The 23,639-nt window shown below is 69.6% G+C and carries 24 protein-coding genes; 14 read left to right on the top strand and 10 right to left on the bottom strand.

The features are described from left to right. The first annotated feature begins 99 nt into the window (after positions 1 to 99). Genes CLV49_RS06570 through CLV49_RS06540 form a run of 7 tightly spaced genes read left to right on the top strand, consistent with a single transcriptional unit; the run spans position 100 to position 6,659 of the window. The gene (locus tag CLV49_RS06570; RefSeq protein ID WP_106562825.1) at positions 100 to 1,362 is read left to right on the top strand and encodes an ABC transporter substrate-binding protein; all 1,263 of its coding nucleotides are present in this window, start codon (positions 100 to 102) and stop codon (positions 1,360 to 1,362) included. Further along, on the top strand, positions 1,362 to 2,297 hold the full coding sequence (locus tag CLV49_RS06565) for a carbohydrate ABC transporter permease (protein ID WP_106562824.1): 936 nt from the start codon (positions 1,362 to 1,364) through the stop codon (positions 2,295 to 2,297). The genes CLV49_RS06570 and CLV49_RS06565 overlap by 1 nt, the downstream gene beginning before the upstream one ends. Continuing rightward, complete coding sequence (locus CLV49_RS06560; RefSeq protein ID WP_106562823.1) at positions 2,294 to 3,121, top strand: carbohydrate ABC transporter permease; 828 nt, start codon at positions 2,294 to 2,296, stop codon at positions 3,119 to 3,121. Before CLV49_RS06565 ends, CLV49_RS06560 begins: the two co-directional genes overlap by 4 nt. Then, entirely contained in the window at positions 3,118 to 4,371 is a 1,254-nt protein-coding gene (locus tag CLV49_RS06555; protein ID WP_106562822.1) for a Tm-1-like ATP-binding domain-containing protein, read from the top strand. Before CLV49_RS06560 ends, CLV49_RS06555 begins: the two co-directional genes overlap by 4 nt. After that, a complete protein-coding gene (locus tag CLV49_RS06550) occupies positions 4,368 to 5,216 on the top strand; it encodes a phosphoenolpyruvate hydrolase family protein (protein ID WP_106562821.1) in 849 nt (282 codons plus the stop codon). The genes CLV49_RS06555 and CLV49_RS06550 overlap by 4 nt, the downstream gene beginning before the upstream one ends. A 10-nt stretch (positions 5,217 to 5,226) precedes the next feature. Further along, positions 5,227 to 5,529 (top strand): EthD family reductase, encoded by a 303-nt coding sequence (locus tag CLV49_RS06545; RefSeq protein ID WP_208019818.1) that lies wholly within the window; start codon positions 5,227 to 5,229, stop codon positions 5,527 to 5,529. After that, positions 5,526 to 6,659, top strand: coding sequence for a Gfo/Idh/MocA family protein (locus CLV49_RS06540; protein ID WP_106562819.1), 1,134 nt, complete (start codon positions 5,526 to 5,528; stop codon positions 6,657 to 6,659). Before CLV49_RS06545 ends, CLV49_RS06540 begins: the two co-directional genes overlap by 4 nt. Before the next feature lie 44 nt (positions 6,660 to 6,703). Here CLV49_RS06540 and CLV49_RS06535 read toward each other — a convergent pair whose 3' ends face one another. The 4 genes from CLV49_RS06535 to CLV49_RS06520 form a co-directional block, all read right to left on the bottom strand. Then, on the bottom strand, positions 6,704 to 7,111 hold the full coding sequence (locus CLV49_RS06535; protein WP_106562818.1) for a RidA family protein: 408 nt from the start codon (positions 7,109 to 7,111) through the stop codon (positions 6,704 to 6,706). Positions 7,112 to 7,213: 102 nt separating this feature from the next. Next, the gene (locus CLV49_RS06530; protein ID WP_243696715.1) at positions 7,214 to 8,770 is read right to left on the bottom strand and encodes a molybdopterin-dependent oxidoreductase; all 1,557 of its coding nucleotides are present in this window, start codon (positions 8,768 to 8,770) and stop codon (positions 7,214 to 7,216) included. Positions 8,771 to 9,036: 266 nt separating this feature from the next. Continuing rightward, the gene (locus CLV49_RS06525) at positions 9,037 to 10,431 is read right to left on the bottom strand and encodes an HNH endonuclease signature motif containing protein (protein ID WP_106562816.1); all 1,395 of its coding nucleotides are present in this window, start codon (positions 10,429 to 10,431) and stop codon (positions 9,037 to 9,039) included. 163 nt (positions 10,432 to 10,594) lie between these two features. Next, a complete protein-coding gene (locus tag CLV49_RS06520) occupies positions 10,595 to 11,143 on the bottom strand; it encodes a PadR family transcriptional regulator (protein ID WP_106562815.1) in 549 nt (182 codons plus the stop codon). A 76-nt stretch (positions 11,144 to 11,219) separates the two neighbouring features. On the opposite strand from CLV49_RS06520, the gene CLV49_RS06515 reads away from it, so the two are divergent. The 4 genes from CLV49_RS06515 to CLV49_RS06500 all read left to right on the top strand — a co-directional run bounded on the left by CLV49_RS06515 (position 11,220) and on the right by CLV49_RS06500 (position 14,697). After that, positions 11,220 to 12,188, top strand: coding sequence for an ATP-binding cassette domain-containing protein (locus CLV49_RS06515; RefSeq protein ID WP_106562814.1), 969 nt, complete (start codon positions 11,220 to 11,222; stop codon positions 12,186 to 12,188). After that, entirely contained in the window at positions 12,185 to 13,036 is an 852-nt protein-coding gene (locus CLV49_RS06510) for an ABC transporter permease (protein ID WP_106562813.1), read from the top strand. The genes CLV49_RS06515 and CLV49_RS06510 overlap by 4 nt, the downstream gene beginning before the upstream one ends. A gap of 61 nt (positions 13,037 to 13,097) precedes the next feature. Continuing rightward, complete coding sequence (locus CLV49_RS06505) at positions 13,098 to 13,835, top strand: histidine phosphatase family protein (RefSeq protein WP_106562812.1); 738 nt, start codon at positions 13,098 to 13,100, stop codon at positions 13,833 to 13,835. After that, on the top strand, positions 13,819 to 14,697 hold the full coding sequence (locus CLV49_RS06500; RefSeq protein ID WP_106562811.1) for an NAD(P)H-hydrate dehydratase: 879 nt from the start codon (positions 13,819 to 13,821) through the stop codon (positions 14,695 to 14,697). The genes CLV49_RS06505 and CLV49_RS06500 overlap by 17 nt, the downstream gene beginning before the upstream one ends. A gap of 26 nt (positions 14,698 to 14,723) precedes the next feature. Here CLV49_RS06500 and CLV49_RS06495 read toward each other — a convergent pair whose 3' ends face one another. Genes CLV49_RS06495 through CLV49_RS06485 form a run of 3 tightly spaced genes read right to left on the bottom strand, consistent with a single transcriptional unit; the run spans position 14,724 to position 16,878 of the window. Continuing rightward, positions 14,724 to 15,350: a YdcF family protein gene (locus CLV49_RS06495; RefSeq protein WP_106562810.1), complete on the bottom strand. Its 627-nt coding sequence runs from the start codon at positions 15,348 to 15,350 to the stop codon at positions 14,724 to 14,726. Next, complete coding sequence (locus tag CLV49_RS06490) at positions 15,347 to 15,598, bottom strand: hypothetical protein (RefSeq protein WP_127054430.1); 252 nt, start codon at positions 15,596 to 15,598, stop codon at positions 15,347 to 15,349. Before CLV49_RS06490 ends, CLV49_RS06495 begins: the two co-directional genes overlap by 4 nt. Positions 15,599 to 15,633: 35 nt before the next feature. After that, positions 15,634 to 16,878: a DUF2254 domain-containing protein gene (locus tag CLV49_RS06485; RefSeq protein WP_158261920.1), complete on the bottom strand. Its 1,245-nt coding sequence runs from the start codon at positions 16,876 to 16,878 to the stop codon at positions 15,634 to 15,636. 116 nt (positions 16,879 to 16,994) lie between these two features. On the opposite strand from CLV49_RS06485, the gene CLV49_RS06480 reads away from it, so the two are divergent. Continuing rightward, positions 16,995 to 17,468, top strand: coding sequence for a GNAT family N-acetyltransferase (locus CLV49_RS06480; protein WP_106562807.1), 474 nt, complete (start codon positions 16,995 to 16,997; stop codon positions 17,466 to 17,468). A gap of 113 nt (positions 17,469 to 17,581) precedes the next feature. Then, positions 17,582 to 18,298 carry an alpha/beta fold hydrolase gene (locus CLV49_RS06475; RefSeq protein WP_106562806.1) on the top strand — a complete coding sequence of 239 codons (717 nt, stop codon included), beginning with the start codon at positions 17,582 to 17,584 and terminating at the stop codon, positions 18,296 to 18,298. Positions 18,299 to 18,320: 22 nt separating this feature from the next. Here CLV49_RS06475 and CLV49_RS06470 read toward each other — a convergent pair whose 3' ends face one another. From CLV49_RS06470 to CLV49_RS06460, 3 genes are all read right to left on the bottom strand, one after another. Next, positions 18,321 to 20,840 (bottom strand): polynucleotide kinase-phosphatase, encoded by a 2,520-nt coding sequence (locus tag CLV49_RS06470; protein WP_106562805.1) that lies wholly within the window; start codon positions 20,838 to 20,840, stop codon positions 18,321 to 18,323. Beyond that, positions 20,837 to 22,276: a 3' terminal RNA ribose 2'-O-methyltransferase Hen1 gene (locus CLV49_RS06465; RefSeq protein WP_424978702.1), complete on the bottom strand. Its 1,440-nt coding sequence runs from the start codon at positions 22,274 to 22,276 to the stop codon at positions 20,837 to 20,839. Before CLV49_RS06465 ends, CLV49_RS06470 begins: the two co-directional genes overlap by 4 nt. A 91-nt stretch (positions 22,277 to 22,367) precedes the next feature. Continuing rightward, on the bottom strand, positions 22,368 to 22,964 hold the full coding sequence (locus tag CLV49_RS06460) for a dihydrofolate reductase family protein (RefSeq protein WP_106564927.1): 597 nt from the start codon (positions 22,962 to 22,964) through the stop codon (positions 22,368 to 22,370). Between the two features lie 72 nt (positions 22,965 to 23,036). Between CLV49_RS06460 and CLV49_RS06455 the strand changes: the two genes are divergently transcribed. Then, positions 23,037 to 23,609: a TetR/AcrR family transcriptional regulator gene (locus CLV49_RS06455; protein ID WP_106562804.1), complete on the top strand. Its 573-nt coding sequence runs from the start codon at positions 23,037 to 23,039 to the stop codon at positions 23,607 to 23,609. Positions 23,610 to 23,639 lie beyond the last annotated feature (30 nt).

The raw sequence follows: 23,639 nt of genomic DNA, 5'->3' as shown, positions 1-23,639 counted from the left end.
AATCCGCCCGGGTCCGACCCGGCGGCACGCGTCATCGCCGACGGCTCTCGATCGTCGCGGTGCGCGTCGGATCCCGAGTGAAGGAGCAATGACGCCCTGATGAAGAACTCCGCACGGCGAACGAAAGCCGCCATCGCGATCGGAGCGGTCGCGCTCCTGCCCCTGACGGGATGCGCGATCTCGTCGAACCCGTCCGGCGATTCCGACGGGAAGACCACGCTCACGTTCTGGTCCTACTACCAGGGAGCCCAGAAGACCTGGCTCGAGGGTCAGGTGTCCGAATTCGAAGACGCCAACCCCGACATCGACATCAACCTCGTCGAGACCGTCGGCGATCAGCAGGACCAGAAGCTCCTCGCCTCGGTTGCCACGGGGACCACACCCGACCTCTTCATCAACAACATCGTCGTCGACTTCCCGACCCTCGTCGCCGGGAAGGTCATGGCCGATCTCACGCCGTATTGGGAGGACTACGCCGATAGCGACCAGTTCCCCGATGGCGCGGTCTGGCAGAGCGACGGGAAGGTCTACAACCTCCTCCCCGCTACGAACCTCCTCGGGATGTACTACAACGAGGACATCCTCGCCGAATACGGGATCGAGCCCCCCACCACGCTGAGCGAGATGGAGAGCGCACTCGAGACGGTGACGGCCGATGGGACTCACGAAGGTCTCGCCCTGAGCGGGGCGCCCTCCGTCGAGGGGGCGTGGCTGTTCGCCCCCCAGCTTCTCGGCGAGGGGGTCGACTACTGCAACTTCGAGGGCAGCAAGGTGACCGCGGCCTTCGAGCGACTGGACGCGTGGTCCGACGCGGGCTACATCCCTCTGTCGGCAGCCACCTGGGACCAGAACGCCTCGTGGCAGCAGTTCGTGACCGGCAAGTACGCGTTCGCCTTCAACGGCAACTGGCAGCTCGGGAACGTCGCAGACGCCGGCTTCTCGTACGGCACCGCCCAGTACCCGGCCCCGGACGGCGGCAAGAGCCAGGTGTTCCCGGGAGGGGAGGGCTTCGCCATCGGCGCGCAGTCCGAGAACCCGGATCTCGCGTGGAAGTTCCTCGAGGAGGCCATTCTGACGCCGGACGCGTCCGAGAAGCTCTTCCAGTCCGCCGGATCCATCCCCATCCGTGCCGACTCCGCTGATCTGCCGGCCCTCGCCGACGACGAGTTCGTGCAGCCCTTCGTCGCGGCGGCGAGCGACCCGGCGACCTGGCCGAACAACGAGAACACCGCGGAGATGCAGACCGCCCTCGGCAAGGCCGTGAGCGCCGTGATCTCCGGGCAGTCGACGGGGGAGCAGGGCGCCGAGAGTGCCATCTCCGACATCGCCTCGGCAGCCGAGGAAGGGGGCGGGGACTGCTGATGACCGCCACCGTCACACGAGCAGGGGCGGAGCGACTGACCCGACAGCGCCCCGCCCCGCGGCAGCGGCGGCGATTCGCACGCCTCCCCGCCGTCTACCTCCTCCCCGCGGCCGCGATCCTCATCGGATTCGCCGTCTACCCGATGTTCGTGCTCCTCCGCATGTCGGTGAGCGACGTCGGCCCGACCAACATCGTCGGGGAGTGGGACTTCATCGGACTCCAGAACTTCGCGGAGGTCCTGTCGGGATCCGAGGTGTGGCAGTCGGCGCTTCGCACGTCCCTCGTGGCCGCCGTCCTTCTGGCGTCGAACCTCGTGCTCGGGTTCCTCGCCGCGTCGATCCTCGCCGTCGGGGGTCGGGTCACGAATCTGGTCCTCGGCATCATGGTGTTCGTGTGGGCGCTTCCCCCGATCGTCAGCGGAAGCGTCTGGAAGTTCCTCCTCGACGACTCCGGCGCCGTCAACGGGCTGATCGGTCTCGTCGGCGTCGAACCCGTCTCCTGGCTGAGCTCGCCGTCACTCGCCCTCTGGGCGGTCGCCGGCGTGGTCGCGTGGGCCTCCCTCCCGTTCTCCACGCTGATCCTCCGTGGGGGGCTACTCGCGATCCCCGCCGAGGTCATCGAGGCGGCCGCGATCGACGGAGCAGGCTATTGGCGCACGAGGTTCCAGATCGTCCTCCCCCTCCTCCGGCCGACGCTCTGGATCCTCGCGATCCTGACCGTCCTCTACGCCTTCAAGAGCTTCGACTTCTTCTACGTGCTCACGAAGGGCGGACCGGGTACAGCCACGAACACCCTCCCGGTGCAGTCGTACAACTCGGCGTTCATGAACTTCGAGATGAGCACGGGGGCCACGGTGGCGGTCGTCTCGATGCTCTTCGTCGTCCTCATCGCCATCCCCTACGTGCGCAGCATCCGATCGGAGGTGTCCGAATGATCACCTCGGGCATCAAGCGCCTCTTCGGCGTCCTGGCCGTCGTGCTCGGTCTCGCCTACCTGCTTCCGCTCCTCTGGATCGTCATCACCTCGCTCAAGACGAACACCCAGGTCCTCCGGGACCCCAACGCGATACTCTTCGCGCCCACGCTCGACACGTACGCGAACGTCATCGGTTCGGGTCTCGGTGCGATCGTGACGTCGCTCCAGATCGGCCTCATCGTCACCGCTGTCGTGCTCGCGCTCGCCGTCCCCGCGGCCTTCGCCCTCGCCCGTCGAATCAGCGACGGCTGGGCCCGGGTGATCGCCGTGGTCCTCGCCGCCCTCCTCGTGCTGCAGATGGTGCCGCAACCCATGACGGTCATCCCGCTGTACAGCGTCCTCGCCGGCTGGGGCATCCTCGGAACGCTCCCTGGCCTCATCCTCGCCGACATCGCTCTGCTGCTGCCGTTCGCCGTGATGCTGATGCGACCGTTCGTCCTGTCCATCCCTCCAGCGCTCTACGAAGCGGCCGAGATCGACGGAGCGAGCATGTTCCAGTCGTTCCGCCTCATCACGGTGCCCATGCTCACGAACGGCATCTTCACCGTCTTGAGCGTCATCTTCATCTCGGCGTGGGGCGAATTCGTCTACGCCATCAACTTCCTGCCGGAAGGGACCGTCCTCCCCGTGAGCGGACTCCTCGCCCAACAGAACACCACATACGCCTCGAACTGGAACTCGCTCATGGCGCTCGCGGTCCTCACGTCGCTCCCGCTTCTCGTCCTGTTCGTGTTCACGCAGAAGCGACTCATCAGCGGGTTGTCCCTCGGAGCGGTCAAATGACGCGGGGCACGGTGGTCTCGGCGCACGCCCGGGTCGTTCTCGCGGGGGCTCTCGATACGAAGTCCGACGAATACGCGTTCGTCCGCGACCGGCTCGCCGCATCCGGCATCGCGAGCACTGTCCTCGACTTCGGAGTCCTCGGTACCCCGGGGATGCACGCCGATATCGACAGGTGCGCCGTCGCGTCAGCCGGTGGCTCACCACTCGTCGACATCGCGTCCCGTGGTGATCGCAACGACGCCATGGTGGTGATGGCGTCCGGAGCCGCCGCCGAGATCCATCGTCTGTTCGATGCGGGGGAGGTCGCGGCCGTCATCGTGCTGGGAGGCTCCAACGCCGGCTACGTGATGGGCCGGATCTGCGAGGCGCTGCCCATCGGGATCCCGAAGATCCTCGTGTCGACGATCGTCGCCGGTGACACCCGCCCCTATGTCGGGACGAGCGACCTCACCATGATGTACCCGGTCGTCGACATCGCCGGGTTGAACTCGATCAGTGTGCCGGTCCTCGCCCGTGCGGCCGACGCCTGCATCGGGATGGTCTCCGGAGCGACGACGGCCGAGGGGGTGACCACGCGTTCCGTCGCCGCGTCGATGTTCGGGGTGACGACGGCGTGCGTGACCGCCGTACACGATGCGCTCGCGACCTCGTCGATCGAGACGCACGTGTTCCACGCAAACGGGACGGGTGGCCGGACGCTCGAGGCGCTCATCCGCTCCGGGATGTTCTCCGCCGTCGCCGACCTGACCACGACGGAACTCGCCGACGAGCTCCTCGGCGGGGTCTGCTCAGCGGGGCCCGGCCGCCTCGAAGCTGCCGCGGCCACCGGCACGCCGCAGGTCGTGAGCGTCGGAGCGCTCGACATGGTCAACTTCGGTGCGCGCGACTCCGTGCCGTCCGAGTTCGACGGTCGACTCCTCATCGCACACAACCCCGCCGTCACCCTGATGAGGACGAACGCGGAGGAATGCGCGGAACTGGGGGCGATCCTGGCGCGCAAGCTCAACGCCGCCGAGACCTTCACCGAGGTCCTCGTCCCCGCCGCCGGGTTCTCACAGATCTCCGTCGAGGGTGCGCCGTTCCACGATCCCGAGGCCGACCGGGCCCTCATCGAGGCCCTCCGGCGTGACCTCCACGACCACATCCCGCTGCGCGTCCTCGACACGCACATCAACGACCCGCGGTTCGCCGCGGAGGTCACACGAACGCTGAGCCGCGCGCTCGGCCTCACGGAAGGTACTGCATCATGACAACCAGGACAGAGATCCTCGCCTCGATGCGGGCGAAGATCGCGGACGGGCGGCCCATCATCGGAGGCGGTGCCGGGACGGGGCTCTCCGCGAAATGCTCGGAGGAGGCGGGCCTCGACTTCATCGTCGTCTACAACTCCGGTCGGTACCGGATGGCCGGTCGTAGTTCGATGGCCGGACTGATGCCGTACGGCGACGCGAACCAGATCGTCATGGACATGGGCTCGGAGATACTGCCCGTCGTCGATCACATCCCCGTCGTAGCGGGTGTCTGTGGCACCGATCCCTTCCGACTCATGCCGAAGTTCCTCCGCGATGTGAGGGACGCCGGTTTCTCCGGAGTGCAGAACTACCCGACGGTCTGCCTCTTCGAGGGGATCATCCGGGCGAATCTCGAGGAGACCGGACTCGGGTTCTACAAGGAGGCGGAGATGATCGCCGAGGCCCGTTCCCTCGATCTGTTCACAGCGAGTTACGTCGCGAACCTCGATGAGGCCGTCGCGATGGCCGAAGCCGGCGCGGACGTCATCGTGCCCCACATGGGCCTCACCACGTCCGGCATGATCGGCGCACAGACGGCGCTGAGCCTCGCGGACTCGAAGATCAAGGTCCGCGAACTCATGGAGGCGGCTCGCGAGGTCAACCCGGACGTCATCATCGTCTGCCACGGTGGGCCGATCGCGAGTCCGACGGAGGCCGCCGAGGTCATCAGGGACGTTCCCGGCGTCGACGGTTTCCTCGGCGCCTCGAGCATGGAGCGGCTGCCGACGGAGACCGCGATGATCGAGCACATGTCGAGCTATACGCGGATCGCGCTACCGGTGCGCGCCGGACAGGGGGCGTGAGATGTATCGGATGACGATCCTCTACTCCCCGCCGGCCGACGGGGACGTCGCCGCGTTCCGCCGATACTACGAAGCGACCCACATCCCCGTGGCCCAACGGATGGCGGGACTCACGGGCTGGAACCTGTCGTGGATCGACACCCCGGAGACCCCGTACATTCTCGTGGCCGAGCTGTACGCGAATTCGGCCGATGCGATGTCCGCGATCCTCGCATCGCCGGAGGGGATGGCCGCCAGCGCCGATCTCGACAACTTCGTGACCTCGCCGGTGCATTTCCTCACGGGCGAGGAGATCGAGGTGCGCCTCTCATGAGCGGCCTCACGATCGCCGTCGTCGGTCTGGGGTTCGGGCAGGACTTCGTCCCCATCTATCTGAGCCACCCCGCGGTCGCCACCGTCGTCCTCGTCGAACCGGACGCGCAGCGGCGAGCGGAGGTCGCCGGGCGATTCGGGCTGAGAGGCGGGTTCGCGGACATCGCCGATGCGCTCGCCGATCCGGCGATCGACGCCGTTCACATCCTCGCCCCCGTCTTCCTGCATGCCGACATGGCGGTGGCCGCGCTCGAAGCAGGCAAACACGTCGCCTGCGCCGTGCCCATGGCGACGACCCTGGACGATCTGGAGCGCATCATCGCCGCCAAGAACGCCGCAGGAACGACCTACATGATGATGGAGACCGCCGTCTTCGGGCGCGAGTATCTCGTCGTCGAGGAGATGCTGCGACGGGGGGAGTTCGGGGCGCCGACGCTTTTCCGCGGCTTCCACATCCAGAACCTCGACGGCTATCCGGTGTACTGGCAGGGTTTCCCTCCCATGCATTACCTCACCCACGCCCTCTCGCCCGTGCTCGGCCTGCTCGACACGACCGTGGAGTCGGTCACGTGCCTCGGCACCGGTCGACTCCCCGAGTCCCGACGGACGGGTGGCTTCGATAACCCGTTCCCCACCGAGGTCGGCCTCTTCACGCTCCGCGACCAGGACATCGTCGCGGACATCACGATGTCGTTCTTCCAGACGGCACGCGCGTACGTCGAGGGTTTCGCGCTGTACGGGGAGCACCTCGGCGTGGAGTGGCCACCGGACAACGAGGGCGACATGACCGTGTACCGGATGAGCGGACCGCGTCCAGGGTCGCGCGGCAACCAGGTCGTCAAGGAATCGCTCGCACCACGAGACTTCCCGGAACGTCTACCGGAGCCGCTCCGGCGATTCGTCCGTGAGACGGACGTGCATCTCCCGGGCATGCCCGCACCCGCTTCGGTGGGCGCCCATCACGGCGGGTCGCATCCCTTCCTCGTGCACGAGTTCGTGTCGAGCATCGTGGATGGCCGCGCACCGATCGTCGATGAGCGTCGTGCGGCAGACTTCACCGCTCCGGGCATCTGCGCCCATCGCTCCGCGCTCGCCGGGGGTGAACGGGTGGAGGTCCCGCAGTACTCCTGACCGAGCGAGCCCTGCCGGCCCGAGACGGCGACCGATCCGCCGGGTCACCGCGCGACGGCGGCCGTCGCCTCGATCTCCACGAGCTGGTCGTCGTAGCCCAGCACGGTCACGCCCATGAGCGTGCTCGGGACGTCGTGCGGGCCGAAGGCGTCGCGGACGACCTCCCAGGCGGTCACGAGGTCGTGCTGCCGGGTCGATGCGACGAGGACCCGTGTGCTCACGACGTCCTCGATCGTCGCGTCGGCCGCCGCGAGGGCGGTCCGCAGGTTCGCGACGCATGCGGCCGCTTGACCCGCGTAGTCACCGACCGCCACGGTGTTTCCGTCCGCGTCGAGGGGGCACGATCCGGCGAGGAAGATCAGGCGCGATCCGGCCGGGACGGTCGACGCATAGGCGTACTCCGCCACATCGGAGAGCGCGGACGAGCGGATGAGGGAGACGACGGAGGACACACCGCCATCCTCTCAGCCCGTTTCCACGTCCGCTTCCGTGGGGCGGCACCTCGTGTCGCCGATCGCCGTTGAACGGCGGGCGGAGGCGTCACCCCACGGAAGTCATCGCACCTGGATGAGGACGCGCTGCCAGCCGCTCGAACCGTTCGGCGCGATCGGGGCGCGCTCCTCCTCCTGGAGGGTTCCGTCCTTGTCCGTGGCGCGCACGCTCAGGTAGTGGGTGCCGGCGTCGGGCTCCCAGTCGATGTACCACTGCACCCACGTGTCGTCGTTGATCGGGGACGACATCGTGGCGGGCTGCCAGTCGCCGTCGTCGATGCGCACTTCCACCTTCTCGACGCCGACCGACTGGGCCCAGGCCATTCCGGCGACCTTTCCAGGACCCGCCTCGATCGCCTTGCCGGTGCGCGGAGTGTCGATGCGCGAGGACAGCTTGATGGGGGCCTCGGCGCTGTAGCCGCGCGGCGTCCAGTAGGCCTCGTCCTCGGCGAAGGTGGTGACCTTCAACTCGGTCAGCCACTTCGTCGCGGAGACATAACCGTAGAGGCCGGGAACGACCATGCGCACGGGGAAGCCGTGCTCGAGGGGGAGGGGCTCCCCGTTCATGCCGACCGCCAGGATCGCGTCGAGGCCGTCGTCCGTGAGGGACGCGAGCGGCGTGCTCGCGGTGTAGCCGTCGACGCTGCGGCTGAGGACCATGTCGGCGCCGGACTGCGGCGACGCCTGCGCCAGGATCTCGCGCACCGGGATGCCGAGCCAGCGGGCATTGCCGACGAGGCCTCCGCCGACCTCGTTGGACACGCACGTGAGGGTGATGACGAACTCGCGCAGGTCCATCGCGAGGATGTCGTCGAACGTCAACGTGACGGGGCTGTCGACCATGCCGGTGATGGTGAGGCTCCAGGTGGACGTGTCGACGTTCGGCACCGTGAGGGCCGTGTCGACGCGGTAGAAGTCCTCGTTCGGCGTGAAGAGCTCGGAGACGCCGTCGATGTCGAGCTCCGCGCCCTCGGGGATGGTGACCGTGGAGGACGGGGTCGGCAGGTTGACCGCGTTGCGGATGGCCGTGATCGACGAGGTGGCCGCGTTCGCGATACGTGCCCCGACGCCGACGACGATCGCTCCGGCGCTCGTGATGCCGAGGACGCGGAGGAAGCCACGACGGTCGAGGCGCGCTGGGGTGTTCTTTGCGTCGTCGCTCGTCTTTCCGTCGACCGGGTCCTTCGTGAGGGAGGGCTCCTGCGCGCTCCGGTACCAGCGGCGGAGGCGCGCGGCGAGGATGTGCAGGAGGACGGCGCCCGCGATCGTGCCGAGCACGCCGGGGAGAGCCGCGAGGGGTGTCGCGCCCGCACGCGTGACGGTCGCGACGGTGGTGCCAGCGCCTGCGATCGCGAGCAGGATGATGCCGAGTGGCGGGCGCACGTACTGGAGGATGCCGCCGATCGCGGCCGCGACCACGATGGCGACGCCGAGGCTGATGAGCAGGAAGAGCTTGTCGTTCTCGCCGAAGGTCGCGATGGCGAATTCCTTCGCCCACTGGGGGACGATGTCGATCACGAACGAGCCGAGGGCGAGCACGGGGCTGCCGTTGCGCGCCACGATGAGCGCGATCAGCTCGGCGACGGCGAGGAAAACGCCCGCGCCGACGATTCCGACGATCGCCGCCCACCCCCAGGGGTGGCGCGGGGCGCCGGGGGCGCGCTGAGCGCGTCGCGCGGACGAGCGACGGGTGTCGTCGCCGTCGGTCGTCTGGGTGTCCTGGGTGCGCACGTCTGCCTCCGAATGGTGCGGACAGGTCTGTCCGCTGATGGTGTGTTCGTCGCGGACGCCGTCGGCGGATCGGAACGCGTGAGCTGGAGCGCCGGTTCACGGGGCGTCAGGACGAGCGCAACGACGCACAGCGTCCGTTGCCAGAGTGCCGGTTGTCACCCGGTTCGGGTGAGGGGTGGTCCGGTGCGGGTTTTTGTGGTGTGTGTCCAGTCGGGGTGTCCGGGTCCTCGGACGTGGGGGACTCCGTTCGGCATGGTGAGTCGCCAGGGTCCGCTGTCGATGTTCTGGTGGTGACCCCAACAGAGGAGCACGCCGTTGTCGGTGTGCGTCTCCCCGCCGTCTCTCCAGGGGATGACGTGGTGGACTTCGCACCAGCCGGCGGGGGTGGTGCAGCCGGGGATGACGCACCCGCCATCCCGCGCCGTGATCGCCCTGCGTTGCGAGGAGGTGAAGCAGCGTTGCACTGATCCGAGGGCGAGGATGCGTCGGTTCGGGTTCATCGTGACGGTCTGGATGCCGCGGGAGTCGATGAGTTTCTCGATCGCCGCAACAGAGATCGGGGTGTCGACGCCATCGATGGTTCCGACCCCGCGCCCGTGATCGAGTGCCGCCTGCGTGACGGTGACGGTGATCGCGGGGGCGGTCCCGGCGAGCTCGGGCGCGTCCTTCACACGCGACGCGGCGCTGATGATGTCCGCGAGGGTGTCGTGGCGTCGCTGCGCGGGGGTGCGGTCGTCGAGGTGCTCGACAGGCTCTTCCCTTCCGGTGGGTTGGGTTGCGTCTTCCAGAGCGTGAGGGCCGTCGGTGAACGCGACCCTGCGAACGTGCGCGTCGATGAGGCGCTTCAGCGATGCCCCGATCTCTAACGTCAGCAACCCGTGGACGGGAATGAGCCCATCCCGTGTTTCGGGTCCGATCGTGAACCGCCGCTTCCGCCGTGCTAGTTCTTCCCGGGGGCGGACCCCGTCGGGATCGATCGCTTCGACGAACAGGTGCGCCTGTCCACGGACGAGGTCCCCGCGCAGGGGCGGATGGGTGTCTGAGCCGGCGGCGAGGTTGACGAGTGCCTCTTCGGCCTCGGCGATCACGACAGGATCGACCCGTGGTGAGACCCCGTCGAGGGCATCGGTGAGGATCGTCGCTGCATCGACACCAAGGTTCCCCGCGGACACGGCCTGAGCGACGGAGGGATGGACCGACCCGGTCTCCGCGCCGGTCAGCGACACCCCGGCGTTGAGCTTCCCGCCCAGACGGATCCGTCTCTTCGCATCCCGATCCGACAGTCCGGTGAGCGTCGCGACAGCGTCCACCGCGGACGCATACCCGACGGCAGCGAGGGCGTCGATCGGTCCGCCGGTGCGCTGTTCCGCGTCCCCGGCCAACGCGACGCGGGCCGCGTCGACCAGACGGCCGAGACGCTCCACATCCCTCAGCAACGTCACGTAGTCGGCAACAGGAATCCGACCTGGGACGAGCTCGGCCACGGGCTCGCGGAGGACCTCGGTCGCGACTGCGACCGCGTCCTGGAGAGCCGCGCCGTGGGTGGTCATGCGTCCAGTGAACACGACACCACCGACATTCGGACGGTATCCGGAAAAGGAGTCAGAAAGTCCCACGGATACTCGTTGTGGACGACAGGTTACGGCTCCGGCGTGGTGTCCTCCGACCGGATCGGGGGACCGAACCGCGACCGTGCGGGGCGGGCCCGCGGCCTCAGTCCATCGACTCCAGGCGCTCGCGCAGATCCGTCACGATTCTCGTCTCGCTGTCGTAGTACGCGAGCCCCCAGTCGGCGACGAGCGCCGCATAGCGTCTCGCGTGATCGTCGCCGAGCATGTCGCGCACGCCCTGCAGGTCGGCGCGACGCTCGGCGAGGTCGTCGAGGTGCTCCCCGAGCATCCCCTGCAGGTGTTCCGGAGTGGAGAGGCGGCCCATGAGCAGCCGCAGGGCCACCGGGTGCTTGAGGATCGGGAAGCCCACCTCGCCCTCGAAGAGCCAGCTCTGCAGTGCCTCGGCGCCGCCAGGCGTGACCCGATACCGAGTGGCCCCCTCCCCGGCCACCTCCGCCACGTATCCCTCGGTGGCGAGTCGTCGCAACTCGGAGTAGATCTGACTCATCGCGGGCGACACCCAGTAGTAGCGGAGGGTGAAGTCGGCGCGCTGCTTGAGCTCGTAGCCCGTCATGCCGCCCGATTCGGATGAGTTCGCGTCGAAGACGAGCAGTCCCAGGAGCGCGTAGGCGTTGGGGGGTAATCCCGGCATGGACACGATCGTATCTTCCTGCTAGGAATGTTCCTAACAGGAATACGCTGGTCCTGGCGTCCTGTCTGGAGGGCCCATGACCGATCTCGCCATCGAGACCCACGATCTCGTGAAGGTCTTCGGATCGAACCGCGCCGTCGACGGCGTCGACCTCGCCATCCCGCGGGGTGGAGTCCACGGCTTCCTCGGCCCGAACGGCGCCGGAAAGACCACCACCATCCGCATGCTCGCCACCCTCGCGAGACCGGACGGCGGCACCGCCCGCGTTCTCGGCCGCGACGTCGTGAGCGAGGCGAACGAGGTGCGCCGGCGAGTCAGCCTCACGGGTCAGTTCGCGTCGGTGGACGAAGACCTCACCGGGCGCGAGAACCTCCGCCTCATCGGGAGGCTCTTCGGCTACACCGGCCCGGCCGCCAAGCGTCGCGCCGATGAGCTGCTCGACGCCTTCGCCCTGAGCGACGCCGCCGACCGTCAGGTGAAGAAGTACTCGGGCGGCATGCGTCGACGCATCGACATCGCCGCGAGCATCGTCGTGACCCCCGAGCTACTTTTCCTCGACGAGCCCACGACCGGCCTCGACCCCCGCAGTCGCAACGAGGTGTGGGACATCGTGCGTGCGATGGTGTCGAGCGGCACGACCGTGCTCCTCACCACGCAGTACCTCGACGAGGCCGACCAGCTCGCCGATCGCATCAGCGTGATCGACCGGGGCAAGGTCATCGCGGAGGGCACGTCCTCGGAGCTCAAGGCGTCCGTCGGCTCGGGCTCCCTGCACGTGCGGGTGAAGGACCGCGCCGACCGCGAGTCCGCTCGTGCGGTGCTCGAACGCGAACTCGGTGTGGACGTGCGCGAGGAGGCCGACCCCACGGCCCTCGGGGCAAACGTCGACGAGCAGCGGCTCGTCACGCGAGCGCTCTCGGCGCTCGACGATGCGGGCATCCCGCTCGCTCAGTTCTCGCTCGGGCAGCCGACGCTCGACGAGGTGTTCCTCTCCCTCACCGGCCACCCGGCCGAGGAGTCCACCGAGACGGAGGAAGCGGCATGACCCTCGACGCCACGCGCACGGACGACGGCGCGGCACCCGACCCCGGTTCGAAGATCCTCTCGGCCCTCGCGAGCAGCGAGCGGCCGTCGCCTCCCGGCCCGCTCTCCACGTCGCTGACCTTCGGATGGCGGGCGCTCCTCAAGATCAAGCACGTGCCGGAGCAGCTCTTCGACGTGACGGTCTTCCCCGTCATGTTCACGCTGCTGTTCACCTTCCTCTTCGGCGGCGCGCTCGCGGGCAGCACGGTGGACTACATTCAGTTCCTCCTCCCCGGGATCATGGTGCAGGGCGTGATCATGATCACGATGTACACGGGCACCACGCTGCGCACCGACCTCGAGAAGGGCGTGTTCGACCGGTTCCGCTCCCTGCCGATCTGGCGCCCGTCGGCGCTCGTCGGCATGCTGCTCGGCGACGCCGTGCGCTTCACGATCTCGTCGATCGTCACGTCGCTGCTCGGCCTCCTGCTCGGGTGGCGACCGGAGGGCGGATTCCCGGGCGTCGCCACGGGAGTCCTCCTCATCCTCCTGTTTTCGTTCAGCCTCGGCTGGGTGTGGACGTTCTTGAGCCTCGTGCTCCGCACGTCGGGCGCCGTCATGGGCGTGAGCATGCTCGTGATCACCCCGCTCACGTTCGGCAGCAACATCTTCGTGGACCCGTCGACGATGCCGGGCTGGCTGCAGGCCTTCGTCGAGGTGAACCCCGTCTCGCACCTCGTCACGAGCGTCCGTGCCCTCATGAACGGCGTCGATCCGGGCGCGAGCCTGCCGCTCACGCTCGTGTGGTGCGCCGTGCTCGTCGCGGTCTTCGGCTCGCTCACCATGTGGCGCTACCGCGACGCGCGGTGAATTCTCCCCACCCTCCGGTCAACCCGGTGCGGGTGTCGGTGGTGGCTCGTACGCTCGGACGATGACATTGCAGCGACTGGTCATCGTCCGGCACGGGGAGAGCCTCGGGAACGAGGCGGCGTCGTTCGCCGAGAGCACGGGCGCACACGTCGTCGACATCCCCACGCGCGACGCGGACACCCCGCTCTCGCCCACCGGCGCGGAGCAGGGCAGCGCCGCGGGCGCCGCGCTCACGAACCTGGGGCTCGACGCCACGGCGGCGGTGTGGAGTTCGCCGTACGTGCGCGCCCGCCACACCGCCGAACTCGCGATCGCGGGCGCCGGACTCGGTACGGTGCCGGTGCTCGACGAGCGGCTGCGCGACCGCGAACTCGGCATCCTCGACAGGCTCACGAGCGCCGGCGTGCTCGCCCGCCATCCGGACGAGGCAGCGCGGAAGGCTCACCTCGGGAAGCTCTACTACCGGCCGCCCGGCGGCGAGTCGTGGGCCGACGTCGCGCTGCGGCTGCGGTCGTTCCTCGCCGACGCCGTGGCATCACCCGCCACCCATGGGGTCGTCTTCGCGCACGAGGCCATCGTGTACCTCGTCCGCTACGTGCTGGAGGGCTGGGACGAGGCCACGGTGCTCGCGGCCGCGCAGCAGGCGCCCGCCCGCAACGCCTCCGTCACGGTGCTGGAGCGCGACGATGCATCCGGCTCGAGGTGGCGCGCGACCCTCGTCGGCGACGTCGCGCACCTCGAGCAGTCCGGTGTGGAGAGCACCGTGCACGCGGGAGGCGACGATGCCCGCCCGCGCTGATCGCGTCACCCCTCGGCTGCTCAGGCGCTGGGGCCAGCCACAGCCGGGTGCGTCGAAGTACGACCGCGGCGTCGTCCTCGTGGTGGGCGGCGCGCGCCGGAGCCCGGGAGCCGTGGCGCTCGCCGGCGTCGCGTCGCTCCGCGTGGGGGCCGGGCGCCTGACCCTCGGCACCGCGGCGTCCGTGGCCGACGGACTCGCCATCGCCGTACCGGAGTGCGGGGTCGTGCCCCTCGCCGAGACCGAGTCCGGCAGCGTCCGAGGCGACGCGGCCGCCGCCCTCGCGCACGACCTCGAGGGCAGCGACGCCGTCCTCTTCGGCCCCGGCCTCGACGACGTCGATGCGGCCGCCGACCTCCTCGACGGCGTCGTCGACGGCGTGGGAGACGACACCATCGTGGTCCTCGACGCGTTCGCTCTCGTCGCTGTGCACGACGATCCGGGGCGGGTCGACGACCTCGGCGGCCATCTCATCCTCACCCCGAATCCCTCGGAACTCGCGATGCTCGCCGACGAGGACGAGCTCGAGAGCTCGGACACGCGCGCGGTGCTGCGAGCGGCCCGTGCTGTGGCCTCCCGGTTACGCGCCGTCGTGGCGACGCAGAACCTCGTCGTCGATCCGAGCGGATCGGCGTGGGTCGTGGCGGCAGGCAATCCCGGTCTCGGCACCTCCGGCAGCGGCGACGTCCTCGCGGGTGCGATCGCAGGTATGGCGGCTCGCGGTGTGGGGGCCACACGCGCCGCCGTCTGGGGCACGTACGTTCACGCCGCGGCCGGAGACCGGCTCGCCGAGACCGCTCCCGTCGGCTATCTCGCACGGGAGCTCTCCGACCACTTCCCCTCGATCCTCGCTGCGCTGCGCTGAGCGCAGTCGGGCGGGCATGCGGGTCGTCAGCTCTGCCGGAGCCGGGCGCGCCGCCACTCGTAGATCGCGAGGTACGGCTTCACGGCGAGGAGCTCGCCGAACCTGTAGTCACGGCCGCGGCGGATTCGGGGGCCGAGATCGGGCGCCTGCGTCGCGAGGTAGCGTCGCGCCCGTCGCGCGTGGAACGTGTTGGACGCGATCACGATGGACTCCGCGTCGAGAGCGCGGAGCACGGGGATCGAGAACGCCACGTTCTCCCACGTGGTGCGCGATTCCTCCTCGAGTACGACGCTGCCCGCGGGGATGCCGACCTCGTCGATCGCGTACCGCGCCATGAGCGCCGCCTCCGACGACGGACCGCGGGTCGTGCCGCCCGAGAAGACGAAGGTCGCGGCGCGGGAATCCGTCGAGCGGGCGGCGATGCGCACCCGCCAACGCTGGATGATGTTCGTGCGGCCGTGCGCGCTCGAACGGAAGCCGAGCACGAGCACCACGTCGCCCGCACGAGGTCGCGGGTCGAGCCCCGTCCGGGGGATCGCGTCGCGCGAGGCGCGCCACGTGACCCACTCGCTCCACGCCACGAGCCCCACCGCAGCCGTCGCGGCGAGTCCCGCGGCGACCGCCGCGACGAACGCCGGAACGCGCGGGGTCACGCGGAGGGGCCGCCGGCTGGTGCGTCGGGGTCGTGGGCGTCGCGCCCGAGCCGCGGATCGTCGATGCCGTCGAGCGGTCGCGGGCCTGTCGCCTCGGCGAGTCGTATGCGCAGCAGACGGATGGAGAGCACGAGCGCCACGATCGCGAGGACCACGAGCACGGCGATCGCCGCGAAGAGGAGGAGGTAGAACACCATCACGATGATCCCCATCGTTCCCATGCCCGAGACCATACGTTCCTCCTCCATCGCCGGCGTCCGCCACGCGGCTGACCCTGTCAACGCTACGGCAGTCGACCCGAGGTCGCTCGGTAGGTCTGCTCGAGATCGCCCACGTCCCACTCGTCGAGGGCGGCGTGCGAGCGTTCGTACGCCGTCGCGGCCATGGTGCGGAACACGGCGGAGCGTTCCGGATCGGTGCGCGCGAGTGCGTCGAGGCACTTCTGCAGTCGGATCTGGACCTCGACGACGGACGCGCCGTCACGGGCGAGGGGCCGGAACGCGTCGGTGACGAGGTCCGGCAGGACGACCGGACGCACGAAGACGTGCTCGTGGGCGACGTCGTCCGACGGGGTGCACGAGAGCACGGTCTCGAACACGCGCTGGAGCGCAGCGATGACGTCGATCGCGGTACCGGGGTCGTTGGTCGCGGGGGAGAGCGCACGGCTGCCGATCTCCGCGAGTGCGATCACGCCGAGCCGCGGGTCCTGCTCGTAGTCGCGGTGGGGTCGCACACGGACGGCTCGGATGAGGGCGGCACGGTCCGCATCTTCGAGGGGAGCGGTCGTGGCGACGAGCGGTGTCCGGGCGTCCACCATCGAGCCGGGCAGAGCGAGGATGTAGACCCCGAGGTCAGCGCGCGCCGCGACGCGCTCGATGACAGCGATATCGATGAACGTCACGTAGCCGGACGCGTCGCCGCGCACCGCGGAGGTGCCCGTCGGGAGTTCGGTGAAGCGGCGCGCGCCGAGTGTCGGAGACTCGGCGTGCGTCGTGAGCGTGCGCAACGCCGCCGTCTCCACGCGGTCGATCACGTCGGCCATGCGACCGAACGTCGACAGGTGCGCGATCCACCGCAGGAGCGTCACCACGATGAGGGCGACCATGACGAGGGTTCCGAAGAAGAGGATCGTGCGCCCCTGCTCCCCGTAGTACCCCGTCGAGAGGGCGATGAGGCCGACGAGCGAGAAGGCGAAGCCGCCCACGAACGTGGACAGGGCGTTCTGCGACGTCCGGTCCTCGATGAGGAGCTGCGTGGCGCGCGGCGTCGCCGTCGTCGTGGCGGCGGAGTACGCCGTGACCATGGCCGTGAGCGAGAAGGTCGTGACGGTGAGCATCGAGCTCGCGATGATCTGCAGGATCGTGCCGACCGAGTCCTGTCCGAGGTCGACGACGACGCGGAACGGCACGAGGGTGCCGACCGCACCGGCGGCGAGGGCGAACACCACCGAGGCGATCGTGTAGAGGGCGGCGCGCGCCCAGACCTGTCTGCCGATGCGCCCGAGGACGGCGCCGATCCCTGTGGTCATCCTCGTCCTCTTCCCTCGGCCGCGTCGCCGCCGTGGTCCCATCATCCCCCGCGTGAGAGGTGTCGACCCGCGTCCGATCTCCGCCGGGTCCGCCCGATCCGCGACAGGATCGATGCATGGACGACGACGTGGTGGTGCGGGTCGCGGGCCCGACCGAGATCGCCGAGGCCGCGCGGATGCGGTGGACCTGGGTCGTGGATGAGAAAGGCGGGGAGCCTCACGGGAGCGAGGCCGAGTTCGTCGAGGGGACGGTCGCGTGGGCCGAGCGGAACGCCGACACGCACACGTGCTTCGTCGCCGAGATCGACGACGAGGTCGTCGGCATGGCCTGGATGGCCGTCGCACCGCGGGTCCCGAGCCCTCGAGCGTTCGAGCGGCGGAACGCCGACGTGCAGAGCGTGTACGTGTCACCGTCCGTCCGCGGTCGGGGTGTCGGTGCGCAGCTCATGCGCGCGCTCGTCGACGCGGCGGCGTCGGTCGGGGCGGAGCGGGTCACCGTGCACAGCAGCCCGGAGGCGGTCCGGATGTACGAGCGGGCCGGGTTCTCCGTGGATCCCCTCCTGCTCGATCAGTCGCTCCCGAAGCGGTGACGCCGGGGCGTCCGTCCGCCGTTCCGTCGTCCACAGCAGTGTGGACGCGTCCCCCGTGCACACCGCCGTGGCGAGCCGTTCGCGATGTCGGTGGTGCTCGGTAGCGTCGCTGCATGGACATCATCCTCGTACCCGGATTCTGGCTCGACGCGTCCTCCTGGGAGGACGTCACACCCGCCCTCGAGAGGGCCGGTCATCGCGTGCATCCGCTCACGCTCCCCGGTCTCGAGTCGGTCGAGGCCGACCGCGGCGGAATCGGCCTGCGCGACCACATCGACGCGGTCGCGGCCGTCGTCGATCGGCTGTCGGAGGACTCGGGGGAGAAGGTCGTCCTCGTGGGGCACTCGGGCGGAGGGGCGATCATCCACGGCGTCGTCGATGCCCGTCCGGATCGTGTCGCGCGAGCCGTCTACGTGGACAGCGGCCCGCTCGGCGAGGGAGGCGTCATCAACGACGAGCTCCCCTCGGACGGCGATGACGTGCCGCTCCCGCCCTGGGAGCTGTTCGAGGATGCCGATCTCACCGACCTCACCGACGAGCTGCGGGTGCGGTTCCGGTCGCGCGCCATCCCCGAGCCGTTGCGCGTCGCCTCCGATCCGCAGCGGCTGTCGGACGAGCGCCGATACGACGTTCCCGCCACGGTCATCGCGTGCGAGTTCCCCTCGGCGACGCTGAAGGAGTGGATCGCGGGCGGCCACCCGTACGTCGGGGAGCTCGGACGTATCCGCGACGTGGAGTACGTCGATCTCCCCACGGGTCACTGGCCCCAGTTCACGAAGCCCGTCGAACTCGGTGAGGCGATCAGGGCGGCCGTCGATCGCGATCGGTGATCCGCCGCTGACGGCGTCGCTGCTACAGGCGTGGATCGAGCGGATCGGACTCGAGGGCCAGCACGGCGAACACCGCCTCGTGGCGGCGCCACAGCGGCTCCCGTTCCACGAGCCGGCGGAGCGCCTCCAGTCCCAGCGCGTACTCGCGCACCGCGAGCGAGCGCTTCCGTCCCGTGTCGCGCTCCCGGAGTCGCGCGAGCTTCTCGGGCACGGTGTAGTCGGGGCCGTAGATGATCCGGAGGTACTCGCGGCCGCGCACCTTGATGCCGGGCTGGGCCAGGTTCTTGGAGGTGCGGGTGAGATTCGCGAACGGCTTCACGACCATGCCCTCCCCACCGGCCTCGGTGAGCTCGGTCCACCACGCGATCGCCGCGGCGATCGACGTCGGCTCGGACAGGTCCACGCGCAGCCGCGCGGTGGGGGACACCAGGTCGGGCGCCGCGGTCACGAGCCTGTCGGCCAACGCCAGGTGCCAGCCGTGATCCCGGGTCTCGAACGTCGCGCCTTCGGCCGCGAGCACCTGGAACGGTGCGAAGCGCACCTCGGTCTCGGGTCCCACGTAGCGGCGGTAGGCGTCACGGAATCGCACAGAGTCGTTGGACCTCACGCGGTTCCGCTCGGCGAGCGACGACACGTCGACGCCGTTCGCGATCGCCCGGTCGAGCACCACCGAGGCGGCGCTCATCGCCGCGATGGCCGAGGCGCCGACCGACGCGTAGAGATCCCTGATGAGATCGCCCGCCTTGAGCGACCACGGCAGGATCTCCCCGTCGAGCAGGATCCACTCGGTGCCGAGCTCGTCCCAGATCCCCGTCGCATCCGCTGCGCGGTGCAGCTCGTCGAGGAACACCCTCTCCCGGTCGGCCGGGAAGAACGGGCGTCCGGTGCGGGTGTGCACCACGCCGCGCCAGCCGTCGGGCGCATCGAAGCGCGCAGGATCCCGCGCCAGCAGCACCACGGCACGCGAGCCCATGTGCTTCTCCTCGCAGACGAGGTCCGTCACACCCTGATCGCGATAGGACGCGAACGCTTCGGCCGGGTGCTCGAGGTAGCCGGGCTCGGCCGCGGTGCTCGGCGGCGACATCGTCGGCGGCAGGTACACGAGCCACCGCGGATCCGTCGCCCACCGGCTCATCACCTCGAGCCCGCCGGCCGACTGAGCCTCGGAGATGCCCACGCGGCCGTGGTCCGCCGTCTCCACGACGAACTTGCCGCTCACGTCGTCGATCGTGAGGTGCGCTCCGGTGCGCTCGGCCACGGGCGGTACGAGCGGCTTGACCGACTCGTACCAGACCCGCTCGGCCGGCACCGAGACGACCTCGCGCTCGGGGTAGCGCATGGCGCTGAGCGCTCCGCCGTAGACGCAGCCCGTGTCGAGGCACGCCGTGTTGTTGATCCACTCGACCGTGGGCACCGGCGTGTGTCCGTAGAGCACCGTCGCGGAGCCGCGGTAGTCCTCGGCCCACGGGTAGCGGATGGGGAGACCGAATTCATCGGTCTCACCCGTGGTGTCACCGTAGAGGGCGAACGCGCGCACCCGCCCGGACGCGCGCCCGTGGTACTGCTCCTTCAGTCCCGCGTGGGCCACCACGAGCCGTCCGCCGTCGAGCACGAGATGCGACACGAGGTCGTAGCAGAAGGCGGTCACGGCCTCGCGGAACTCGGGCGTCTCGCCCGCGAGCTGGGCGAGGGTCTCCTCGAGCCCGTACGAGACGGTCACCTTCGCGCCGCGGAGCGCCCGCACGAGCTTCGCCTCGTGGTTGCCGGGCACCGCGAGAGCGTTCCCCGAGGCGACCATGCCCATCGCGAGGCGCAGCACGCCCACCACGTCGGGGCCGCGGTCCACGAGGTCGCCCAGGAAGATCACGCGGCGACCCTCCGGGTGGGCGGCGTCGATGGGGCGTCCCTCGGCGTCGCGCTCGATCGTGTAGCCGAGCTTCCCGAGCAGGGTCTCGAGCTCCGAGCGGCAGCCGTGCACGTCGCCGATCGCGTCGAACGGCCCCGTCTCGTCGCTCCGGTCGTTCAGCAGCGGGTCGCGCCGCACGGTCGCGTCGGCGACCTCGTCCTCCGAGCGCAGCACGTGGACCTTCCGGAAACCCTCCTTGCCGAGGCCCCGGAGCCCGCGCCGCAACTGGTCGAGCTGCCGGCGCACGACGCGCGCGGGGATCTCACGATCGGTGCGCTCTGCATTGCGCGCGACGCACACGCCCTCCGGCAGGTCGAACACGATCGCCACGGGCAGGAGGTCGTGCTCCTTCGCGAGCGAGACGAGGCTCTTCCGGGCCTCGGGCTGCACGCTCGTGGCGTCGATCACGGTGAGGAGGCCGGCGTCCAGGCGTTTGCCTGCCACGAAGCGCAGCGCCTCGAACGCCGCAGCCGTCGCGGACTGGTCGCTGTCGTCGTTCGAGACCATGCCGCGGAACGTGTCGCTCGACAGCGTCTCGAAGGCACCGAAGTGCTGCGCGGCGAACGTGGACTTGCCGGAGCCGGACGGCCCCACGAGCACGACGAGGGAGCGGGCGGGGATGTCGAGAACGGTCATGCGGACCTCCGTCGGAAGAGGGCGAGCTGCGTGGGCGAACCGAGGGCCGGATCCTCGGCCCCCACGGGACGGAACTCCACCTCGTATCCGCGACGCGAGGCCACGGCCGACGCCCATGCCCGGAACTCCTCGCGCGACCACTCGAAGCGGTGGTCGTCGTGACGGAACGCGCCCTCCGCGAGGTTCTCGTAGAGCGGGTTGTAGTCGGCGTTCGGTGTGGTCACGACCACGCTGCCAGGGCGCGCATGCTCGAACACGGCGTCCTCGAGCGCGGGGAGGCGCGACTCGTCGACGTGCTCCACGACCTCCATGAGCACCACGGCGTCGAAACCGCGCACGCGGTCGTCGCGATACACGACGGAGCCGTGGAGCAGGCGGACCCTCTCGCGTTCCGCGTCCGACGCCTCGCGGAGACGGAGCACGCGTTCGGCCGCCTCCAGCGCACGGACGGAGACGTCGGTGCCCACGATCTCGGTGAACGACCGGTCCTTCGCGAGGCGCGTGAGAAGAGCACCCGGTCCGCAGCCCATGTCGACGACGCGGTGAGCGTGCACGTCGGCGAGGGCGCGCAGAACGGCCTCGGCACGGGCCGCCCGCAACGGTTCGGGTGCTGCCGCTGCGACCACCGGCTCGGCACCTCCGTCCGGCACCGCCGACTCCTCGCGCGGACCGTCGAACCTCTCGACGAGGGACGACTGGTGAGCCAGGTACCGGCGTGTCACGAGCTCTCGTTCGGGATGCTCGGCGAGCCACCCCTCCCCGGCGCGGGTGAGCTTCGCGACCTCGTCGTCGCCCACCCAGTAGTGCTTCGCGTCGTCGAGCACGGGGAGGAGCACGTAGAGCTGACGGAGAGCGTGGGCGAGCAGCACCCGCCCGCTCAGGACGAGGCTGCTGTAGCGCGACGGGCCCCACTCCGGGTGCTCGGCGTCGAGGGGGATCGGCGTCTCCTCCACCTCCCACCCGAGCGGCTCGAAGAGGCGGTGCACCAGGCCGGCTGCGCCGGAGCCGCGCGTCGCCACCACGGGCAGCTCGACTCGGAGGGGGAGCGGGGTCGCGGCGAGCTCGGGGTAGGTGTCGCTGCGACCCGTCATCGCCGTGCGGAAGACCGAGCCGAGGGCCACGGCGAACATGCTCGACGCCGTGTAGGGACGGTCGTTGACGTAGTGGGAGAGGGCGAGCGCGTCTCCGCGGAAGCGCTTGTCACGCGCGAGGCCGACGGCGTCGACCTCGAGCAGCACGGCCACCGTGCAGCGCTCGGGCGAGGCCTCCGGATAGAACACGTGGATGTCGCCGACGGGGGCGGTGAACGTCTGCACGCGGCCGGGGTGCTTGTGCACGAGGTAGCCGAGCACTGTCGCGTCGGTATCCGTCGCGTCGGTACCCATCGGGTCGGAGTCCGTCGCGGGATCGGGCTCGAAAGTCAGCGTCATCAGCATTCCTGCGGCCTCCGTTCGTGTCGATCCACCCTATTCCCCGGCGGTCCGCCGACCGCCGCGACCCCGGGTTTCCGGTGGTGGACGGGAGTGCCTAGGAGCGGCGTTCCGTGTGCACGTACTCCGAGAACACGACCCCCGACTCGAACACCGTGGTCCCGACCTCATCGAGGTCCCGCGGTGCGTACGCACCCGGCTCGAAGAGCGGGATGCCGGCGCCGAAGAGGACCGGATTCCGCTTCAGCGCGAGGCGATCGATCTCCTCGCCCAGTGCGCTCGCGAGCGATCCTCCTCCGCACAACCAGATGGCACTGCCGGGTTCCGACTTCAGCCGCCGCACCACGTCGACGGGGTTCTCGGACGTCAGGGTGATGCCGTCGGTATCGCCGGGGATGTCGGCCGTCGTGCGGGTCCGCGAGAACACGACCTGGCGCAGGTGCCGGTACGGGCTCGCCACACCGGCGTCGAGCCCCACGGCATAGGTGTTCCAGCCCATCAGGACGGTGTCGAACATGGTGCCGGGCTGCGGGATGTCCAGCGCCGTGGCGATGTCGGTGGGGATGGCGTCGCCGAATCTCTCGGTGAGGGACCGCATGTGGTCGCCCTCCCCGAGGAAGCCGTCGAACTGACCGTCGGGGCCGGCGATGTAGCCGTCGAGGCTGACGGCGACGTAGTACACGAGTTCTCGCATGGCGATCTCCAATCACAACATCCGTAGTGATTGAGAGTACAACATCTGTAGTGGTTCGCGATATCATCGGGTATGGCCAAGAACGACGAACGCCGGAGGCTGCTCGCCGACGCCGGTCTCGGGGTGCTCGCCGCCGAGGGTTCGCGTGGTCTCACGCATCGCGCCATCGATGAAGCCGCGGGTGTGCCGCGCGGCACCGCCTCGAACTACTTCCGCACGCGCGAGCTCCTCATCGCCGGACTCGTCGAGCGCATCGGCGAGCGACTCGCCCCCTCCGCCGAGGATCTGGCGCGTCGGGCGCCGGAGACCCCGAGTCGAACGCTCTTCGCCGCGTACCTCCGCGACATCGTCCGACGTCTCACGACCGAACGGGAGGTCACACTGGCGCTCTTCGAGCTGCGGCTCGAGAGCACGCGCCGACCCGAGATCGCCGCCGTCCTCGGCGCCTGGCGGCGGGCGGGCTTCGAGGCGGACGCCGCTTTCAACAGCGACGCCGGCCTGCCCGGCGGACCAAGCGAGATCGCCCTCTTCCACTACGCGATCGATGGATTGCTGCTCGACCGTCTCACCACACCGATCGATCCCGAGGAGCCCACCGATCGGATCATCGACGCTCTCGTGAGGGGACTGCTCCCGGAGCACTGACCCGCTCCGGATCGCAACGGTTCGGCCCGG

It is taken from the genome of Labedella gwakjiensis, from assembly GCF_003014675.1.
Lineage (GTDB): Bacteria > Actinomycetota > Actinomycetes > Actinomycetales > Microbacteriaceae > Labedella > Labedella gwakjiensis.
This window is presented reverse-complemented; position numbering and strand designations above follow the sequence as displayed.